The following is a 16,270-nucleotide window of genomic DNA, read 5'->3' on the forward strand; positions in this document are numbered from 1 at the left end:
CTCATTCCTTAACTTTAGATCGCATAACTTCAATATATTGTTGTACCGCACGATTATGGTCATTTAAATTTGAGCTAAATTTATGCCCACCATTTCCTGTTGCAACAAAATAAATATTTTCAGAATCATCTGGATGCATTGTCGCTTCAATCGCTTTTTTACTTGGTAGCGCAATCGGCGTAGGCGGTAAACCATTTATCGTGTAGGTATTATAGGCGGTTGGCGTTCGCAAATCTTGTTTTGAAATCTTACCTGTATATTTATCCCCCATACCATAAATTACGGTTGGATCCGTTTGTAAACGCATTCCCAATTTCAAACGGCGACAAAATACACCAGAAACTTGCCTAAGCTCACTGTCAACACTGGTTTCTTTCTCTATGATCGACGCCATAATCAAGGCTTCATATTTTGTTTTATAAGGTAAGTTTGGTGCGCGTTTTTCCCAAGCATCATCTAAGATTTTCATTTGACGCTGATACAAATCTGTCAAAATCTGCTTATCGGTAGCCCCTTTATCAAAAAAATAGGTGTCTGGTGCAAACAATCCTTCTGGATGCTGATAAGGAATACCCAATACTTTTAGCATCTCGGCACGAGGAAGCTGAATGACTGATTTTTCAATCAATGGATCTTTATTTAAAGATTGAATCAGTTGCTTTACCGTTGTGCCTTCAATGACCAAAAGTCGACTCATTTGAGCATTTTCAATATTTGACACCATTTCTAAAACTTGGCGTACACTCATGCCTTTGCTGACTTCATAGACTCCAGCTTTCATGGTATCGTGAATGAAAATCTTACGATACAACTTTAAAATAATTGGAAAATTGACTTTATCTTCTTTGGCTAAATCATCAATAAAACCTGTATAGGTTTCTCCATTTGTAATGGAAAGCTTTTGTTTCGCTCCAGAAACTGGGTAGCTTTTAAAAAGACTCATTTTTAAAATAATGCCAATGATGACTAAAAAAACCACCACAAAAATTGCAATGCCTTTATAGATGTTAGTGCCTGCTTTGGCTTGAGTATTCTTTTTAGATTTGGGCTTAGATTTCGCTTTAGGCATGAGAATTAAACTGACTTAAATTTAAAGTGTTAAATAACTCAACACAAGGTTGAGTGTCTAAATTCAGATGATTCAATGTTGTCACCGCTTTCATTGGACTTAATGCATTACAGAAAAATAAACTCTGAATATACTTAATTTCATCCATATCAATAAAACGTTGTTCACAGGAAACACCATCATGTTGCATTCGTGACAATATTTCAGCACGCATCACCCCATGCACACCATTATAGCGAAGTTCAGGGGTAATCCATGTATTGTTTATTTGAAAAAAGCAATTACTGCTGATCCCTTCGACAATTGAACCTTGTACATCGGTCACCAGTGCTTCTATCCAACCATTTTGTTGTGCTTCTTTTTTTAGCATGACCTGTTCTAAACGATTCAATGTTTTCAAACCCACTAAATTGGGCATTAATAAACCAATCGCCTGATTTAAAACACCACTTTGAATAAATTCAGGTTGAAAATGACTGGTCGCTTTTGGGTAAAACATCAAATAAAAATCAGCATCATGATCAGGCATCGCATAACCACGATCCCCCTCACCTCGACTCAAAACAAGTTTGAGCGTCCCGTTTAAAATACTAAATTGTTGCTTGAGTAACGCCAAGCTTTGATCCAAAAGCTCAAAATCAAATTTTAAGTAAAGCCGTTCAGCCGCCAATTTTATTCGTGCACGATGCAAAGACTCCAGTTCAAAATTTCCTTGATGAAATCTGGCTGTGGTAAAGCAACCATCACCATAATGAAATGCTCGATCCAAAAGTGGAATAGAATCAATTTGTTGAGCATTTTTAAAGCAGATCATTAAACAATTTCCTGTGGCATTACCCAATTACATTTTGAAACATACACAACATCTATTTCTCTTTTATTCATATAAAATTCGTTTTTTATTATTTTTTATGAATAAAGACTCGCATTATGCTTACACCATCTTACCGAACTTCAGAAATAAATGGGGCAAAAAATGCAGTTCTCTAAACTTAAATTTGCTGTAGCAGCAGCACTGATTTCAACCACATCTTTCAGCGTGGCAGCAAAAGATTTTTTAAACGTATCTTATGATCCAACACGAGAATTGTACGATAACTTTAACAAACAATTCGCGACATTCTGGAAGTCTAAAACAGGGCAAGACATTCAGTTTAAACAATCTCATGGTGGTTCAGGCAAACAAGCACGATCAGTGATTGATGGTTTACAGGCTGATGTGGTTACCCTTGCTTTAGCAGCAGATATTGATGCGATTGCACAAAGTACCAATTTATTGCCAAAAGACTGGCAAAAGAAATTTCCTCAGAACTCAACACCATATACATCTACCATTGTATTCTTGGTTCGTAAAGGCAATCCAAAAGGAATCAAAGACTGGGGTGATTTGGTTAAGCCGGGCGTAGAAATCGTTACGCCAAACCCGAAAACATCGGGTGGTGCACGTTGGAACTATTTAGCAGCGTGGGCTTGGGCAAAGCATAAATATGGTTCAGATGCAAAAGCGCAAGATTTTGTTCGTCAAATTTATAAACAAACCAAAGTGCTTGACTCAGGTGCTCGTGGTGCAACAACCACATTTGCCGAACGAGGCATCGGTGATGTGTTATTGGCTTGGGAAAACGAAGCTTATCTGTCTACCCGTGAGCAACCAGGTAAGTTTGAGATCATTACTCCATCATTATCGATCTTGGCAGAACCACCAGTGGCGATCGTAGAAAAGAATGCTGAAAAAGACGGTAATTTAAATCTAGCGAAAGCTTATTTGAACTACTTGTATTCACCAGCTGGTCAGGAAATTGCAGCTAAAAACTTCTATCGTCCTCGTAATGCTGCGACATTGCAAAAATATGCAACCACATTCAAGCCATTGAAATTGGTGACAATTGATAAAGAGTTTGGCGGTTGGACAAAAGTTCAAAAACAACACTTTGACAACAATGGTGTATTTGATCAAATTGTTAAAGCCAATGCGAGCAGTAAATAACTGATCTCAATCAACTTAAACTAAAAAACAGGAGCACCGACATGATTCATACCATTATTGTTCCGGGCGTTGGTGGAAGCGATTACGATCACTGGCAGTCTAAATTACAACGTGAACTCATGTCATGCTCTCGTGTAAAGCAACAGGATTGGAACTTACCTATATTAAAAGACTGGGTTGCTGAATTTGTCAGAACTGTATTGAATGCACCTCAGCCTGTTCAAATTGTTGCACATAGTTTTGGTTGCTTGACGACTGTTGCAGCTTTGGCACAACATCCTGAAATTACCACTAAAGTGAGAAAAGTTATTTTAGTTGCACCAGCTAATCCTGCACGTTTTGGTGAAGCTGGTTTTGCTCGAAACAGTATTGGCAATTATGAAAATTATTTTCAAACCTTAAATATTGCTGTTCCAGCTGAAATGATTATTTCTGAAAATGACCCTTGGTTAGACTTTGAAGATGCACAAAAATTGGCGCGTGCTTGGAAAATCAAGCCAAGAAATTTAGGTCAAGTCGGTCATATCAATGTTGCTTCAGGTTTTGGACATTTTCCAGAAATTTATGATCACTTAATCATAGAGCAACAAAAAATCTTTATGAGTAATACTGATGATACCAAGTTGTTTTTTAAATTTGCAATTTAACCATTGCCTTTTAAGCTTGCAAAAATCGTTTTAAATTTGCTTATTGATTTCAATAAGCTTTCTCTCTTTTGAGGAGTCATCATGTCGCAGCGATCCCGAGTGCTGCCAGGTTTTGGTCTTTCACTAGGCTTCACCCTAGCGTATCTATCTTTAATCGTACTGATACCACTTTCTGCCGTATTCATAAAATCATTAGGCGTAGGTTGGGATGGTTTATGGGAAATCTTGAGCTCTGAACGTATTTTAAAATCATTACAGCTCAGTTTTACCACCGCTCTCATTGCAGCCTTGATCAATGTGATTTTTGGTTTTTTATTGGCGTGGTGCTTAGTCCGTTATTCATTTCCAGGCAAACGTATAGTCGATGCTCTGGTCGACTTACCTTTTGCTTTACCTACCGCTGTTGCAGGTATTGCTCTGACCTCTTTATATGCCTCAACCGGCTGGATTGGACAATTGCTTGAACCATTAGGGATTAAAATCGCCTACACATCTCTGGGTATTACCTTAGCCCTGATTTTTATCGGCATCCCTTTCGTTGTACGCACAGTGCAACCTATATTGAGCGACCTTGAAACAGAACTGGAAGAAGCCGCTTCTGCACTCGGTGCTAATCGTTTTCAAATCGTAACTAAAATCATTTTACCTATTCTCTTCCCAGCATTGTTAACCGGTTTTGCCTTAGCATTTGCACGGGGCGTGGGTGAATATGGTTCAGTTATTTTTATTGCAGGAAACATTCCTTACGAAACTGAAATTGCACCGTTAATGATTATTACTCGTTTAGAAGAATATGACTATGCTGGAGCAACCACCATTGCAGTTGTAATGCTCATTATTTCTTTCTTTATCTTATTCCTGATTAACTTGGTTCAGGCATGGGCAAGTCGCCGCACAGGGAGAACTGCAAGATGAGCTTAAATACCAACAGCAATGCTTTGGCTGAAAAACTACAGTCCCGTGATGCAACCCGTGAACCAATATGGGTACGTTATACCTTACTCATCATCGGGTTACTCTTCTTTTTGGGCTGTTTAGTGCTCCCATTGGTGCTGATTTTTGTTGAGGCATTTAAGCAAGGGATTCAGGTTTATTTCGCATCATTGATCGATCCATACACCTTGTCAGCCGTAAAACTCACCTTACTCACAGCAGCAATTGCAGTTCCACTTAATGTCATTTTTGGTGTTACTGCCGCATGGTGTGTCGCTAAATTTAATTTCCGTGGCAAGTCTATCCTCACCACGATCATTGATACACCGTTTTCTGTATCACCAGTGATTGCAGGTTTGATGCTGGTTCTGATCTTTGGTTCGCAAGGTTGGATTGGGTCATGGTTAATTGAACATGACATTAAAATTCTATATGCCACACCTGCAATCATCATTGCCACCGTATTTATTACCGTTCCATTTGTTGCCCGTGAATTAATTCCACTCATGGAAGCTCAAGGTACAGAGGAAGAAGAAGCAGCTATTGTACTCGGCGCATCAGGTTGGCAAACCTTTTGGAAAATCACCATTCCCAACATTAAATGGGGTCTGATCTACGGCGTAATTTTGTGTAATGCGCGTGCAATGGGTGAGTTTGGTGCAGTGTCGGTCGTATCTGGGCATATCCGTGGTGAAACCAATACTTTACCCTTACATATTGAAATTTTATATAACGAACCAAATTCGATTAGTGCTGCTTTTGCGGTTTCGACCTTGTTAGCATTTTTGGCAATTATTACCCTTATTTTAAAAACATGGGTTGAATATCGCCAAGAAAAACAAGACCGTGAAAGTAAAGAATCTACTGTTTCTTAAGGAATTGCACATGAGTATTCAAGTTAAAAATATTGAAAAAAACTTTGGTGCATTCCATGCACTTAAAAACATCTCTCTGGATTTTCCAGAAGGTCAACTGGTTGCCTTACTTGGACCTTCAGGTTGTGGTAAAACCACACTACTTCGTATTATCGCCGGTCTAGAATCAGCAGATCGAGGTCAAGTGATTCTTGAGGGTACAGACGCAACCAATATTCACGTACGTGAACGTCAAGTAGGCTTTGTATTTCAGCACTATGCTTTATTTCGCCATATGACCGTATATGACAATATCGCATTTGGTTTACGTGTTCGTCCTAAATCTACGCGTCCAAATGAAACTGAAATAAAAAAACGTGTCACACGTTTGCTGGATCTAGTTCAGTTGGGTTTCTTGGCAGATCGCTATCCTGCGCAACTGTCTGGTGGTCAACGTCAACGTATTGCTTTGGCACGCGCTTTAGCCGTTGAACCTCGTGTGTTGTTACTGGATGAACCATTTGGTGCACTAGATGCCAAGGTCCGTAAAGAATTGCGTCGTTGGCTCAGAACCCTGCATGATGAATTGCATATCACCTCTATTTTTGTTACCCATGACCAAGAAGAAGCATTGGAAGTCGCTGATCAAATCGTGGTGATGAATAAAGGTGATATCGAACAGATTGGCTCGCCACGAGAAGTTTATGAGAAACCGGCAACACCATTTGTCTTTGACTTTTTAGGTCAAGCGAATCGATTTGAAGGTGAGAACCATCAAGGTATTATTCAAATTGGTGATGATCGAATCCAACTGCCTTCAACACAAAATACAGCTGATGGTAAAGTGATTGCTTTTGCTCGACCAAATGAATTGAAAATTCACGCACAACCGACTGAAAATGCAATTCAAGCAACCTTTTTACGTGAATTATGGATTGCCGGTAAAGTCATGGCGGAGTTACAAGATCGCCAAGGACAACTGATTGAAATTGCTTTAAATCCAGAAGAAGCAAAATTACATCAATACAGACCAAATCAAACAGTTTGGGTAAGTGCATCTACACTTCACCTATTTGAAAATCAAGTCGCGTAATCGTCGACAGGATGAGTACTCCCCACCTACTCATCCACATTTGAGGTATGGAACATCATGAACTTTCAACAATTACGAATTATCCGAGAAACGGTTCGTCAAAACTACAATTTAACTGAAGCTTCAGCTGCACTTTACACATCTCAATCAGGTGTCAGTAAACACATCAAAGATTTAGAAGATGAATTAGGTGTGCAACTGTTTGTTCGTAAAGGCAAACGCCTATTAGGCTTAACAGAACCAGGACAAGCCTTGCTCAGTATTGTTGAACGTATGTTGATTGATGCTGACAACATTAAACGTCTTGCAGATGACTTTAATAAAGTCGATGAAGGGACATTGACGATTGCAACAACACATACCCAAGCACGTTATGTGTTACCCCCAATCGTGAATTTATTTAAAAAAGCATTTCCGAAAGTGCATTTGATTTTACAACAAGCCAGTCCTGTTGAAATTTCAGAAATGTTACTTTTAGGTTTGGCAGATATTGGTATTGCGACTGAATCACTGACAACCGAAGAAAACTTGGGAAGCGTGTCATTCTATAATTGGAAACACAGCATTATTACCCCTCAAGACCATCCACTGACCAAACTTAATCCCAAAGACATTACTTTAGAAAAATTGGCTGAATATCCAATTATTACTTATCACGGTGGTTTCACAGGTCGTTCAAAAATTGATAAAGCCTTTGAAGATGCCAATCTTGATGTTGATATCGTGATGTCTGCACTGGATGCCGATGTAATAAAAACCTATGTTGAGCTTGGCATGGGTGTTGGTATTGTCAATGATGTGGCTTACGATACAGAACGTGATCATCGTTTAAAACAAATTGATACTGATATTTTTGGTTTAAATACCACTTGGATTGCAGTGCGTAAAGGTCATTTACTGCGTGGTTATGGTTATGAGTTTATTTCACTCTGCTCACCAGAGGCTGATATTAAAGCCTTAAAGAAAATCGCCTACCCTGAAGATTAAGTTTATACATGAAACTTAATCAGCCAAGCAGATAAGAGAGAGCGCAAAAATGCGCTCTCTCTTCATTAAAATAGAATATCCAAAAGCACAACACATATTCTTAAGAAAAACTAAAACTATTGATTTTATTTATTATTTATCAAAAGAGAATCTTTTTAGTATAAAATTTAGCCTAAATCATATTTTAATATTGTCATTTGGGGGACAAGGATGAATTATCAGATCTGGGGTTTAGCCATCGTGGGCGTTATTCCTCTATTTAGTCATGCCGCAGGTATGGAAAAATCTGATCAATCCATCCGCACTTTTCTTGAACCGAATCATTACCTAGAACTATCTTATGCTGAGCTTTATGCCAATGTATCTGGGCAATTACCTCAACACGAACAATTAAAACAACAAGGTATTGATGATTTTTCTACAGGCAACTTGGTCAATACTTATCATTTCGTCAATGCAGCAGCAAAATTACAAATCGCACCACAGTGGTCATTTGGTTTAATCTACGACCAACCTTATGGTGTTGACATTGCTTATCAATACCGCCCTCAGACTAATCATGGAAAACAACTTTTAGAGTCTGGTCAATTTAATTTTGATAGTCAAAATCTCACCATGTTGGTGGGTTATCAACCTACTACTCGCTGGAATATCTATACTGGAGCGGTTTATCAACAATTTGAAGGTGAATTAAATATTTTTGGTGCAAACTATTCAGCAATGAGTGGTTATCAGGCAAAATTTAAGCAAAGTGCGAGTCATGGATGGTTAGCGGGTTTAAGTTATCAAATTCCAGAATATGCCTTAAAAAGCTCACTGACTTATCGATCTAAAATCAATCATCAATCAGCAGTGACAGAGTATATTTCTGGGCAAAATTTAACAGTAATTCCGTTTGAAAAAACGCGAATTTCTACACCACAATCTGTCAATTTAGAAATTCAGTCTGGTTTAACAGCAAACAATATTGTTTATAGTCAGCTTCGTTGGGTCAATTGGAAAGACTTTGAAATTCAGCCTAGACAATTTGGTGCTGTGGTTGATTATGCTGCCCAACAATATCCTGAATTAATCAAACCATTCAATCTGATTGACTATAAAAACAATCAATGGTCTGCAAAATTCGGTATTGCCCATATGCTTTCAGATCAATGGCTTACCACAGCTGATATATCATGGGATTCGGGCAATGATAATCCTGCTGGAACGCTCAATCCTTCTGACGGCTTTTATGCATTAGGCTTAGGCAGCTTATATAACATCAATAAAAACAGTTTTATTTCCTATGGCATCAAATATTTTCGATTTAATAAAGCAAAAGTTATAGATTTGGACGCGAATAACCCGATCACTCAAAATTCAACTTTATCCAAAGTAGGTCGAAATACTGCATTTGCACATGGAATTCGTGTGGGATATCGTTTTTAGCTTAGTTTGATCATTTATTCTATACATAAAAAAACGAGCCGAAGCTCGTTTTTTCTATACAAATCCCGAATGAATTACCAGTGGTAGCTTACACCTACTTTACCTACTGGAAGCCATTGATATTTGTCATCGTTACGGATTTTATTTTCTAAACGATCAGCTGCTTCAACACCAGAAAGCGGATCATTACTACCCACCTCTTGTAAACCAACAGCTTTTAAGTTAGCTGAAGGGTTACCTGTATAATAAGCACCTACTTCACCAAATACGCCTATATTTTTAGTGATTTTTGGAGCCCAACCAAAGCCGATATATGGTGCAATTTGGTTATCATAGTCCACTTTACCACTGATACTACCGTTACCATTAGGCGCGTTATAGTTTTTACCATCAATTTTCAAAGTATCATTTGAGTTATGTAATGATTTCTTCAAATCATATTTACTGTCAACATAGCCCACACCAGCTGCTACATAAAGACCTTGAGCCAAAGTATTTTCACTTGCACCCCAAGGACGAATTTCAGCATTTAAGTAAGTCAGGTTGTTGTCTAAATCCATGTCATATTTAGTGCCATCAATAGACAAATCATTTGACCAAGAAATATCACCACCATTATAACCCAATGCTAAACCAACATATGGGTTAGCAGTCCAAAGTAAAGCACCGCCGTAACCAGTTGTACCTACTTCAAGACGAGCACCTGTCGGGATTAATTGATTAGCTTCAAAAGCATAACCTTGATCAACAACAGACCCATCAGCCATTGCTAGACCAGAAGCAGATAATGCAGCTGTTACCGCTAATAGTTTTAACACTTTCATTTATGTCTCCTCAAAAAATAGAGTTTGTTCTTTAATCATTAATGTGTTTGGTTCGAAATGATAATATGTGATTCGATCTACACAATTAATAGAGAAATTGATTACTTTTTGTTATTTTTTGATACAATTAGATATTAATTGTTGTTTTTAAAAGAAATAAATTAAATTAAAACTTAATAATTCACTTATTTGATTGTTTTATTTTAAATTATGGGATGAGTTTTTTCGATTGAAACTAGATTTTATCTCTAATTTGAGTCCAATTTGGTGTAGAATCTTTAAAATTTTTTTGGGAAGGATGATTATGTCTCAGCTTTCAACGATCATTGAACAAGCGTTTGAAAACCGTGCCAACTTTACAGCAGTAGATTGCCCTGCTGAAGTACGTCAAGCTGTTGAAGAAGCTATTGCTGGTTTAGATAACGGCACACTTCGCGTAGCTGAAAAAATTGACGGTGAATGGGTGGTTCACCAATGGTTGAAAAAAGCTGTTTTATTATCTTTTAAATTAAATGATAACAAACCAATCGAATCTTGTGACCTTCGTTTCTATGACAAAGTAGATACTAAGTTTAAAGGTTGGACAGAAGAGCAATTTAAAGCTTCTGGTGTACGTGTTGTACCTCCTGCTGTAGCGCGTAAAGGTTCATTCCAAGCTAAAAATGTTGTATTGATGCCATCATATGTCAACATTGGTGCTTATGTAGATGAAGGTACGATGGTTGACACTTGGGCGACTGTAGGTTCATGTGCTCAAATTGGTAAAAATGTTCACCTTTCAGGTGGTGTAGGTATTGGTGGTGTACTTGAGCCACTTCAAGCGAACCCAACAATCATTGAAGACAATTGCTTTATCGGTGCACGTTCTGAAATCGTTGAAGGTGTGATTGTTGAAGAAGGTTCTGTGATTTCAATGGGCGTTTTCATCGGTCAATCAACCAAGATTTATGATCGTGAAACTGGTGAAATCCATTATGGACGTGTACCAGCAGGTTCTGTTGTTGTTTCAGGCAGCTTACCATCTAAATGTGGTACATATAGCTTATATGCAGCAATTATTGTCAAGAAAGTAGATGCGAAAACTCGTGCAAAAACTAGCTTGAACGAATTACTTCGCGAAGACTAAGCTTTTTTTATTCTTGGTTGCATTTTAGATTTATTATCGATCTAAAGCACCAAACGGAGTCATTAATACTCCCATCTCTACGGTCAACAATGATCGTAGAGATTTTTCATTTTGTAATCTGTGGTAAATCTCATGAGTTCTCTTCGTTCTTCAACTATTCCTGTTTCTGATCCATCTGCGGGGTTGCGTATCACGGAGATTTTCTATTCATTACAAGGTGAAGCCAATACTTTAGGTTTACCTACTGTTTTTATTCGATTAACAGGTTGCCCACTACGTTGCACCTATTGTGATACCACTTATTCTTTTGAAGGTGGCGAACGTCAATCACTTGATCAAATTATTCAAACTGCTTTAGATTATAAAACTCCCTATATTTGTGTTACAGGTGGAGAGCCACTTGCTCAACCTAATGCACTGCCATTAATGCAACGTCTTGCTGATTTGGGCTGTGAGGTTTCTTTAGAAACTAGTGGTGCACTGGATGTTTCCAAAGTTGACTCTCGTGTTTCCAAAGTTTTAGATTTAAAAACACCTACTTCAGGTGAAGTAACTCGAAATTTAATCACTAACTTTGAACATTTGACTCCACACGACCAAATCAAATTTGTGATTTGTAATCGTGAAGACTATGAATGGTCAAAACAGCAAGTAGAACTCTATGCTTTAAATCAAAAAGTCAGCACTGTATGGTTCTCACCTGCTTTTGCTGTTGAAAAAGGTGCAACACGTTTACCACAACTGGCACGTGATTTAGCCCAATGGATTTTAGAAGACCATCTCCCTGTTCGTTTCCAATTGCAGTTACATAAATTGCTTTGGAATGATGAAACTGGTCGTTAATCTACCGTTATTTATTAATATTTGGAGAATTGGATATGCGCCCTCGTGCCATAGTTTTGCTATCTGGTGGCTTAGACTCAACAACTTGCTTAGCATGGGCTCAAGCCAATTATGACTGTATCGCATTAAGTTTTATGTATGGTCAACGCTCAACCACGGAACTTGATGCGGCGCGTGCTTTAACCAAAAATGCTGGTGTAGAACATCGTGTCATCAATATTGACTTGGGTAATTTAGGTGGTTCTGCACTTACAGACCATAACATTGATGTGCCTGATCATGAAACTGATGGTATTCCTGTAACTTATGTTCCAGCACGTAACACTATTTTCTTGTCTTATGCACTCGCAGCAGCGGAAGTTTTTGATGCCCAAGCCATTGTTATCGGCATCAATGCTGTTGATTATTCAGGATATCCTGACTGTCGTCCTGAATTTATCGAAGCTTTCGCCAATATGGCTCGACTTGCCACTAAAGTTGGAGTAGAAGGAAAACCTCTTAAATTTGAAACACCTCTGTTACATTTATCCAAAGCGAATATAATACGCTTAGGGATCGAACATGGCGTAGACTATAGTCAAACGGTTTCATGCTACCAAGCAGATGACCAAGGACGTGCTTGTGGCAAATGTGATAGCTGCCGACTTCGTAAAGAAGGCTTTAAAGATGCAGGTATTGCAGACCCAACACGTTATATACCGCAATAACAAGGTACTGTTTATGAAAAATTTAAAATCAAGTCTTATTCTTTCTGCTTTATTTTCAGCTTCGGCTTTAATGGGATCTACGGCTTTCGCTGCTGAGTCAAATGCAATTCAACAAGCCTATAAAAGTGCCAATGTTAAATCTGCACTGATTGGTGTTTGTAAAACAGAAACTGCGAAAGGTGGAAAACTCACTGCCGCTGAAGTTAGCAAATACTGTACATGTGCTGTTGAATCTGACGGTAAATTGACCAATGATCAAAAATGGCAAATTCAAAGTGCCATTAACCAAAAGAAAAGCCCAGCAACTTTAGCTTTCGTTCAAAAAAATAACCAAGACCTTCAAACTTGTTTTGGTCCTCAGTTAACAGGTAAATTAAAAACCTTAACTGAAGAAGCAATGAAAGCTGCACAAGCGAAGAAATAATTCTTGTTGTGTTCAAGAGCCTGCCTATGCAGGCTCTTTTTATATGTAAATGGTATAAATACGATGCATACTTCATGGAACAGAACTGTAATACAACAGCAAAAGTTTGTTGCATCCTATAGTGGTGGTAAAGATAGTAGTCTCGCCTTATATCACGCATTGCAAACGGGAGAAGCTATTGTTCTGATTGTCATGCTTGAAGAACAAGGACTTAAATCTCGTTCTCACGCAATGCCACTTGATATTATAGATGCACAGGCTGAGTTGATTGGTTTACCGATATTAAAAGCATCAGCAACTTGGAATGACTACGAACAACAGTTTTTAAGCCTGCTAAAGCAAGCCAAACGATTAGGTGCTGAAACGCTTGTAACTGGAGATATTGATCTGATTCAACATGCACAATGGAATCAATCCATGTGTGATCAAAGCCAATTAAATTTGGTCATGCCTTTATGGCAGAAACCGCGGCTTGACATTGTTAGCGAATTTATTGAATTAGGTTTTGTCAGCATAATTGTCACGATCAACTTAAATCTAGGTATGCGAGTTGAAGATCTTGGTAAAACACTAACCGTTGAGTTTGTAAAAGAATTGATTGAGCGTGGAATTGATCCTTGTGGTGAGGCGGGTGAATTTCATACGACCCTTATTGATGGTCCTATTTTTAAAGCACCACTTTTGCTTGATAAAGGTGATATTCTCTATCATGAAAATTATGCCTTTTTAACACTACAACTTAAACAAAATCATCTTGAAGGATAACCTATGACTGAACAAATCAAACTTCCAAATCAAAAGTTTCCAACAACAACTGGTGAAATTAACCTTTCTGAACTCAGTACAGATTGGTTGGTTCTATATTTTTATCCGAAGGACTCTACACCGGGTTGTACAACTCAAGCGGTTGGTTTTTCATGCATCAAAGATCAATTTGACGCATTGAACACAACGATTATTGGTGTTTCTCGTGATTCAGTCAAAGCACATCAGAACTTCACTGAAAAGCAATCATTGACCATTAATCTCATCAGTGACAAAGATGAAACGTTATGTAAACACTTTGACGTGATCAAAGAAAAAAATATGTATGGTAAAATAGTGATGGGAATAGAACGCTCAACATTTATTTATCATCAAGGCAAGTTGGTCAAGGAATATCGCAAAGTAAAAGCTGCGGGACACGCTGAACAAGTTTTAGAAGATTTAAAAACCTTGCAAAAAGCTTAATGATGGTTATCCCCCTACTCGCGCTAAAGTTGAAATATTTTTAGGCTTGCAGGGGGATTTAAAATATTCTCAAACATGGATATTTAAAATCCCTAGAATCATAACGATTTTCAATCCAAATTCATTCTTAATCTGTTAGCGCATATGGATCAAAGTACCAAAGATAAAGCAATTGCCCACATCACTAACCCAATAATGAAATCTAAAATTTGCCATGATCGTTGATTTTGAAAAATTGGCAATAAAAAACGTGCGCCAAAACCCAAGCTAAAAAAGAATAACCATGACGCAGTGACCGCACCCATTGCAAAATACACAGCAGTTGATTCAAACTTGGTCGATATAGAGCCAATCAATACAACAGTATCCAGATATACATGTGGATTTAGCCAAGTTAACGCAAGACAAATCATGATCATTTTAAAAAGCTGAGACTCATTGTTTTCACTTGGAGCCAGACCGCTGGACGCTCTAAAAGCTTGAATAAAATGTTGTGCCCCATAGACCAATAAAAAAATCGCACCAAAATATTTTGCCCAATCGACAAATTCAGGATGAGTTTGGATAATTTTTGCAAAGCCTAACACGCCCAATAAAATCAAAACCGAATCTGATGCAGCGCAAACCACGCAAATCCAAAATACATTTTGTTTTTTTAAACCTTGTTTAAGTACAAATGCATTTTGTGCGCCAATTGCAATAATCAAACTAAATCCAACTGCCAAACCCTGCATATAGCTTTGCAACATCTCGAACTACACTTTTAACATATTAATGAATGGTGCTATTATCCAAATTTAGTTGATAAAATGAGTATTTCTAAATAAATTTCAACTTAACTAAATTTTTCTTATTTTATGTTTATCGTTATAATTGAACGACGATATAACACAGCAAAATAACAGCTACGAATTAATAGGATAATAATGCTACAAAGCAAACACAGTGAAGCTTTTCTGGCTGTTGCGGAGACTGGAAGTTTTGAACAAGCTGCAATACGACTAAATATCACCGCTTCAGCAGTCACACTTCGTGTACAAACTTTAGAGAAGCAACTTGGACAAGTGCTGATTATTCGAGAAAGACCTTGCAAAGTTACACAAGCAGGACAAGACGTTTTACTTTTTCTACAGCATCATCGCTTAATGGAGCAAAATTTAATTCAGAGTCTACAAGGACAATCTGCACAATCCCAATTTTTTAAATTAAATATTGCCTCAAATGCCGACTCACTTACCACTTGGCTGCTTCCCCTTTTTCAACAAACCTTAATCAAAGAAAAAATTGTGATTGATTTTAAGATTGATGATCAAACCCAAACCCATCATTTGCTTGAGGCGGGACTGGTCAATGCCTGTATCTCTACCGAAGCGCAAGCGATGAAAGGTTGTGAAGCCATTCATTTAGGCAAAATGAATTATCAAATGGTGGCAACCCCATCATTTGTGCAAAAGTATTTAGACCAAGGTCTACATCGGGAAGTGCTTAGACATACGCCAGCTGTGATTTTTAATGATAAAGATCATGTTCATGGCGAGGTTTTACAACAGCTTTTTGGCTTAATGCCAAACAGTTATCCTTGCCACTTTATTCCCTCCACCAATTCATTTGTCGATGCTATTTTACTTGATCTCGGCTATGGCATGGTGCCTGAAATGCAAATTCAGAAAGAATTATCTACAGGGCAATTGGTAGAAATTTTACCTAAAGCTAGAACAGATTTACATCTCTATTGGCATCATTGGAAACAGCAGTCTAAGCAATTGGATCAGTTAACTTCCACATTGATCTCACATACGCAAGCGATTTTAATTTAGTATCAAAAGTCAAAAATCAGTTAAACTAATCAATATCATTATTGCGAACTTATATCGTATAGATAAGGCATTTTCACAACCTCATATCTTGAGAAAAGTTCTGAATAATTTGCTTTGGCGAAGCTTTACTTTTCAAAGATGAAAGTGACAAGTCATTAAAAAGCCCAGATACTATGTATTGGGCTTTTCATAGAACAATAAGGCTATGATTTATGTCAGATAGAAAATTATTTCAAATAAGGTGTACTATGTTAATTTTAAGAAAAACTTACATAACATCAGGCTATATCTATTTCTAAAA

The 16,270-nt window shown here is 37.7% G+C and carries 18 protein-coding genes; 14 read left to right on the top strand and 4 right to left on the bottom strand.

The annotated features are described in order from the left end of the window. Position 1: 1 nt before the first annotated feature. A complete protein-coding gene (gene mltG / locus I9192_RS15225) occupies positions 2 to 1,069 on the bottom strand; it encodes an endolytic transglycosylase MltG (RefSeq protein WP_005032809.1) in 1,068 nt (355 codons plus the stop codon). Then, complete coding sequence (pabC, locus tag I9192_RS15230; protein WP_005032810.1) at positions 1,062 to 1,883, bottom strand: aminodeoxychorismate lyase; 822 nt, start codon at positions 1,881 to 1,883, stop codon at positions 1,062 to 1,064. Before pabC ends, mltG begins: the two co-directional genes overlap by 8 nt. Positions 1,884 to 2,045: 162 nt before the next feature. Between pabC and I9192_RS15235 the strand changes: the two genes are divergently transcribed. The 7 genes from I9192_RS15235 (at position 2,046) to I9192_RS15265 (ending at position 8,998) form a co-directional block, all read left to right on the top strand. Beyond that, complete coding sequence (locus I9192_RS15235; RefSeq protein ID WP_151806950.1) at positions 2,046 to 3,056, top strand: sulfate ABC transporter substrate-binding protein; 1,011 nt, start codon at positions 2,046 to 2,048, stop codon at positions 3,054 to 3,056. Between the two features lie 41 nt (positions 3,057 to 3,097). Then, a complete protein-coding gene (locus tag I9192_RS15240; protein ID WP_005032813.1) occupies positions 3,098 to 3,703 on the top strand; it encodes an RBBP9/YdeN family alpha/beta hydrolase in 606 nt (201 codons plus the stop codon). An 81-nt stretch (positions 3,704 to 3,784) separates the two neighbouring features. Next, complete coding sequence (gene cysT / locus I9192_RS15245) at positions 3,785 to 4,618, top strand: sulfate ABC transporter permease subunit CysT (RefSeq protein WP_200149890.1); 834 nt, start codon at positions 3,785 to 3,787, stop codon at positions 4,616 to 4,618. Beyond that, positions 4,615 to 5,511: a sulfate ABC transporter permease subunit CysW gene (gene cysW / locus I9192_RS15250; protein WP_151750913.1), complete on the top strand. Its 897-nt coding sequence runs from the start codon at positions 4,615 to 4,617 to the stop codon at positions 5,509 to 5,511. Before cysT ends, cysW begins: the two co-directional genes overlap by 4 nt. A gap of 10 nt (positions 5,512 to 5,521) precedes the next feature. Continuing rightward, a complete protein-coding gene (locus tag I9192_RS15255; RefSeq protein ID WP_151806948.1) occupies positions 5,522 to 6,583 on the top strand; it encodes a sulfate/molybdate ABC transporter ATP-binding protein in 1,062 nt (353 codons plus the stop codon). A 57-nt stretch (positions 6,584 to 6,640) separates the two neighbouring features. Continuing rightward, positions 6,641 to 7,570: a CysB family HTH-type transcriptional regulator gene (locus I9192_RS15260; RefSeq protein WP_004829323.1), complete on the top strand. Its 930-nt coding sequence runs from the start codon at positions 6,641 to 6,643 to the stop codon at positions 7,568 to 7,570. Between the two features lie 210 nt (positions 7,571 to 7,780). Next, positions 7,781 to 8,998, top strand: a complete 1,218-nt coding sequence (locus I9192_RS15265; RefSeq protein ID WP_200149891.1) for a transport of long-chain fatty acid — start codon at positions 7,781 to 7,783, stop codon at positions 8,996 to 8,998. 74 nt (positions 8,999 to 9,072) lie between these two features. Here I9192_RS15265 and carO read toward each other — a convergent pair whose 3' ends face one another. Beyond that, positions 9,073 to 9,822, bottom strand: a complete 750-nt coding sequence (gene carO, locus I9192_RS15270; RefSeq protein WP_200149892.1) for an ornithine uptake porin CarO — start codon at positions 9,820 to 9,822, stop codon at positions 9,073 to 9,075. A gap of 304 nt (positions 9,823 to 10,126) precedes the next feature. Here carO and dapD point away from each other — a divergent pair, with 304 nt between their 5' ends. The 6 genes from dapD to I9192_RS15300 all read left to right on the top strand — a co-directional run bounded on the left by dapD (position 10,127) and on the right by I9192_RS15300 (position 14,152). Further along, positions 10,127 to 10,948, top strand: coding sequence for a 2,3,4,5-tetrahydropyridine-2,6-dicarboxylate N-succinyltransferase (gene dapD, locus I9192_RS15275; protein WP_004829328.1), 822 nt, complete (start codon positions 10,127 to 10,129; stop codon positions 10,946 to 10,948). Between the two features lie 132 nt (positions 10,949 to 11,080). Continuing rightward, positions 11,081 to 11,791 carry a 7-carboxy-7-deazaguanine synthase QueE gene (queE, locus tag I9192_RS15280; protein WP_005032818.1) on the top strand — a complete coding sequence of 237 codons (711 nt, stop codon included), beginning with the start codon at positions 11,081 to 11,083 and terminating at the stop codon, positions 11,789 to 11,791. A gap of 35 nt (positions 11,792 to 11,826) precedes the next feature. Beyond that, positions 11,827 to 12,498 (top strand): 7-cyano-7-deazaguanine synthase QueC, encoded by a 672-nt coding sequence (queC, locus tag I9192_RS15285; RefSeq protein ID WP_005032820.1) that lies wholly within the window; start codon positions 11,827 to 11,829, stop codon positions 12,496 to 12,498. A 13-nt stretch (positions 12,499 to 12,511) separates the two neighbouring features. After that, the gene (locus I9192_RS15290; protein ID WP_004829333.1) at positions 12,512 to 12,922 is read left to right on the top strand and encodes a hypothetical protein; all 411 of its coding nucleotides are present in this window, start codon (positions 12,512 to 12,514) and stop codon (positions 12,920 to 12,922) included. A gap of 63 nt (positions 12,923 to 12,985) precedes the next feature. Next, positions 12,986 to 13,687 (top strand): Dph6-related ATP pyrophosphatase, encoded by a 702-nt coding sequence (locus I9192_RS15295; protein ID WP_005032822.1) that lies wholly within the window; start codon positions 12,986 to 12,988, stop codon positions 13,685 to 13,687. Between the two features lie 3 nt (positions 13,688 to 13,690). Beyond that, on the top strand, positions 13,691 to 14,152 hold the full coding sequence (locus I9192_RS15300; protein ID WP_005032824.1) for a peroxiredoxin: 462 nt from the start codon (positions 13,691 to 13,693) through the stop codon (positions 14,150 to 14,152). 149 nt (positions 14,153 to 14,301) lie between these two features. Here I9192_RS15300 and I9192_RS15305 read toward each other — a convergent pair whose 3' ends face one another. Then, on the bottom strand, positions 14,302 to 14,901 hold the full coding sequence (locus I9192_RS15305; protein WP_005032825.1) for a LysE/ArgO family amino acid transporter: 600 nt from the start codon (positions 14,899 to 14,901) through the stop codon (positions 14,302 to 14,304). Positions 14,902 to 15,078: 177 nt separating this feature from the next. Between I9192_RS15305 and I9192_RS15310 the strand changes: the two genes are divergently transcribed. Next, positions 15,079 to 15,969: a LysR family transcriptional regulator ArgP gene (locus I9192_RS15310; RefSeq protein WP_005032828.1), complete on the top strand. Its 891-nt coding sequence runs from the start codon at positions 15,079 to 15,081 to the stop codon at positions 15,967 to 15,969. Positions 15,970 to 16,270 lie beyond the last annotated feature (301 nt).

Origin of the sequence: Acinetobacter bereziniae (genome assembly GCF_016576965.1) — a bacterium.
In the GTDB taxonomy this organism is placed as follows: domain Bacteria; phylum Pseudomonadota; class Gammaproteobacteria; order Pseudomonadales; family Moraxellaceae; genus Acinetobacter; species Acinetobacter bereziniae.

What these genes read in the sequence shown, in the direction of transcription:
- mltG (WP_005032809.1), bottom strand. Translation starts at nt 1,069, where the DNA reads ATGCCTAAAGCGAAATCTAAGCCCAAATCTAAAAAGAATACTCAAGCC.
- I9192_RS15310 (WP_005032828.1), top strand. Translation starts at nt 15,079, where the DNA reads ATGCTACAAAGCAAACACAGTGAAGCTTTTCTGGCTGTTGCGGAGACT.
- dapD (WP_004829328.1), top strand. Translation starts at nt 10,127, where the DNA reads ATGTCTCAGCTTTCAACGATCATTGAACAAGCGTTTGAAAACCGTGCC.
- I9192_RS15260 (WP_004829323.1), top strand. Translation starts at nt 6,641, where the DNA reads ATGAACTTTCAACAATTACGAATTATCCGAGAAACGGTTCGTCAAAAC.
- pabC (WP_005032810.1), bottom strand. Translation starts at nt 1,883, where the DNA reads ATGATCTGCTTTAAAAATGCTCAACAAATTGATTCTATTCCACTTTTG.
- cysT (WP_200149890.1), top strand. Translation starts at nt 3,785, where the DNA reads ATGTCGCAGCGATCCCGAGTGCTGCCAGGTTTTGGTCTTTCACTAGGC.
- I9192_RS15290 (WP_004829333.1), top strand. Translation starts at nt 12,512, where the DNA reads ATGAAAAATTTAAAATCAAGTCTTATTCTTTCTGCTTTATTTTCAGCT.
- cysW (WP_151750913.1), top strand. Translation starts at nt 4,615, where the DNA reads ATGAGCTTAAATACCAACAGCAATGCTTTGGCTGAAAAACTACAGTCC.
- I9192_RS15300 (WP_005032824.1), top strand. Translation starts at nt 13,691, where the DNA reads ATGACTGAACAAATCAAACTTCCAAATCAAAAGTTTCCAACAACAACT.
- carO (WP_200149892.1), bottom strand. Translation starts at nt 9,822, where the DNA reads ATGAAAGTGTTAAAACTATTAGCGGTAACAGCTGCATTATCTGCTTCT.
- I9192_RS15295 (WP_005032822.1), top strand. Translation starts at nt 12,986, where the DNA reads ATGCATACTTCATGGAACAGAACTGTAATACAACAGCAAAAGTTTGTT.
- queE (WP_005032818.1), top strand. Translation starts at nt 11,081, where the DNA reads ATGAGTTCTCTTCGTTCTTCAACTATTCCTGTTTCTGATCCATCTGCG.
- I9192_RS15235 (WP_151806950.1), top strand. Translation starts at nt 2,046, where the DNA reads ATGCAGTTCTCTAAACTTAAATTTGCTGTAGCAGCAGCACTGATTTCA.
- I9192_RS15305 (WP_005032825.1), bottom strand. Translation starts at nt 14,901, where the DNA reads ATGTTGCAAAGCTATATGCAGGGTTTGGCAGTTGGATTTAGTTTGATT.
- I9192_RS15255 (WP_151806948.1), top strand. Translation starts at nt 5,522, where the DNA reads ATGAGTATTCAAGTTAAAAATATTGAAAAAAACTTTGGTGCATTCCAT.
- I9192_RS15265 (WP_200149891.1), top strand. Translation starts at nt 7,781, where the DNA reads ATGAATTATCAGATCTGGGGTTTAGCCATCGTGGGCGTTATTCCTCTA.
- I9192_RS15240 (WP_005032813.1), top strand. Translation starts at nt 3,098, where the DNA reads ATGATTCATACCATTATTGTTCCGGGCGTTGGTGGAAGCGATTACGAT.
- queC (WP_005032820.1), top strand. Translation starts at nt 11,827, where the DNA reads ATGCGCCCTCGTGCCATAGTTTTGCTATCTGGTGGCTTAGACTCAACA.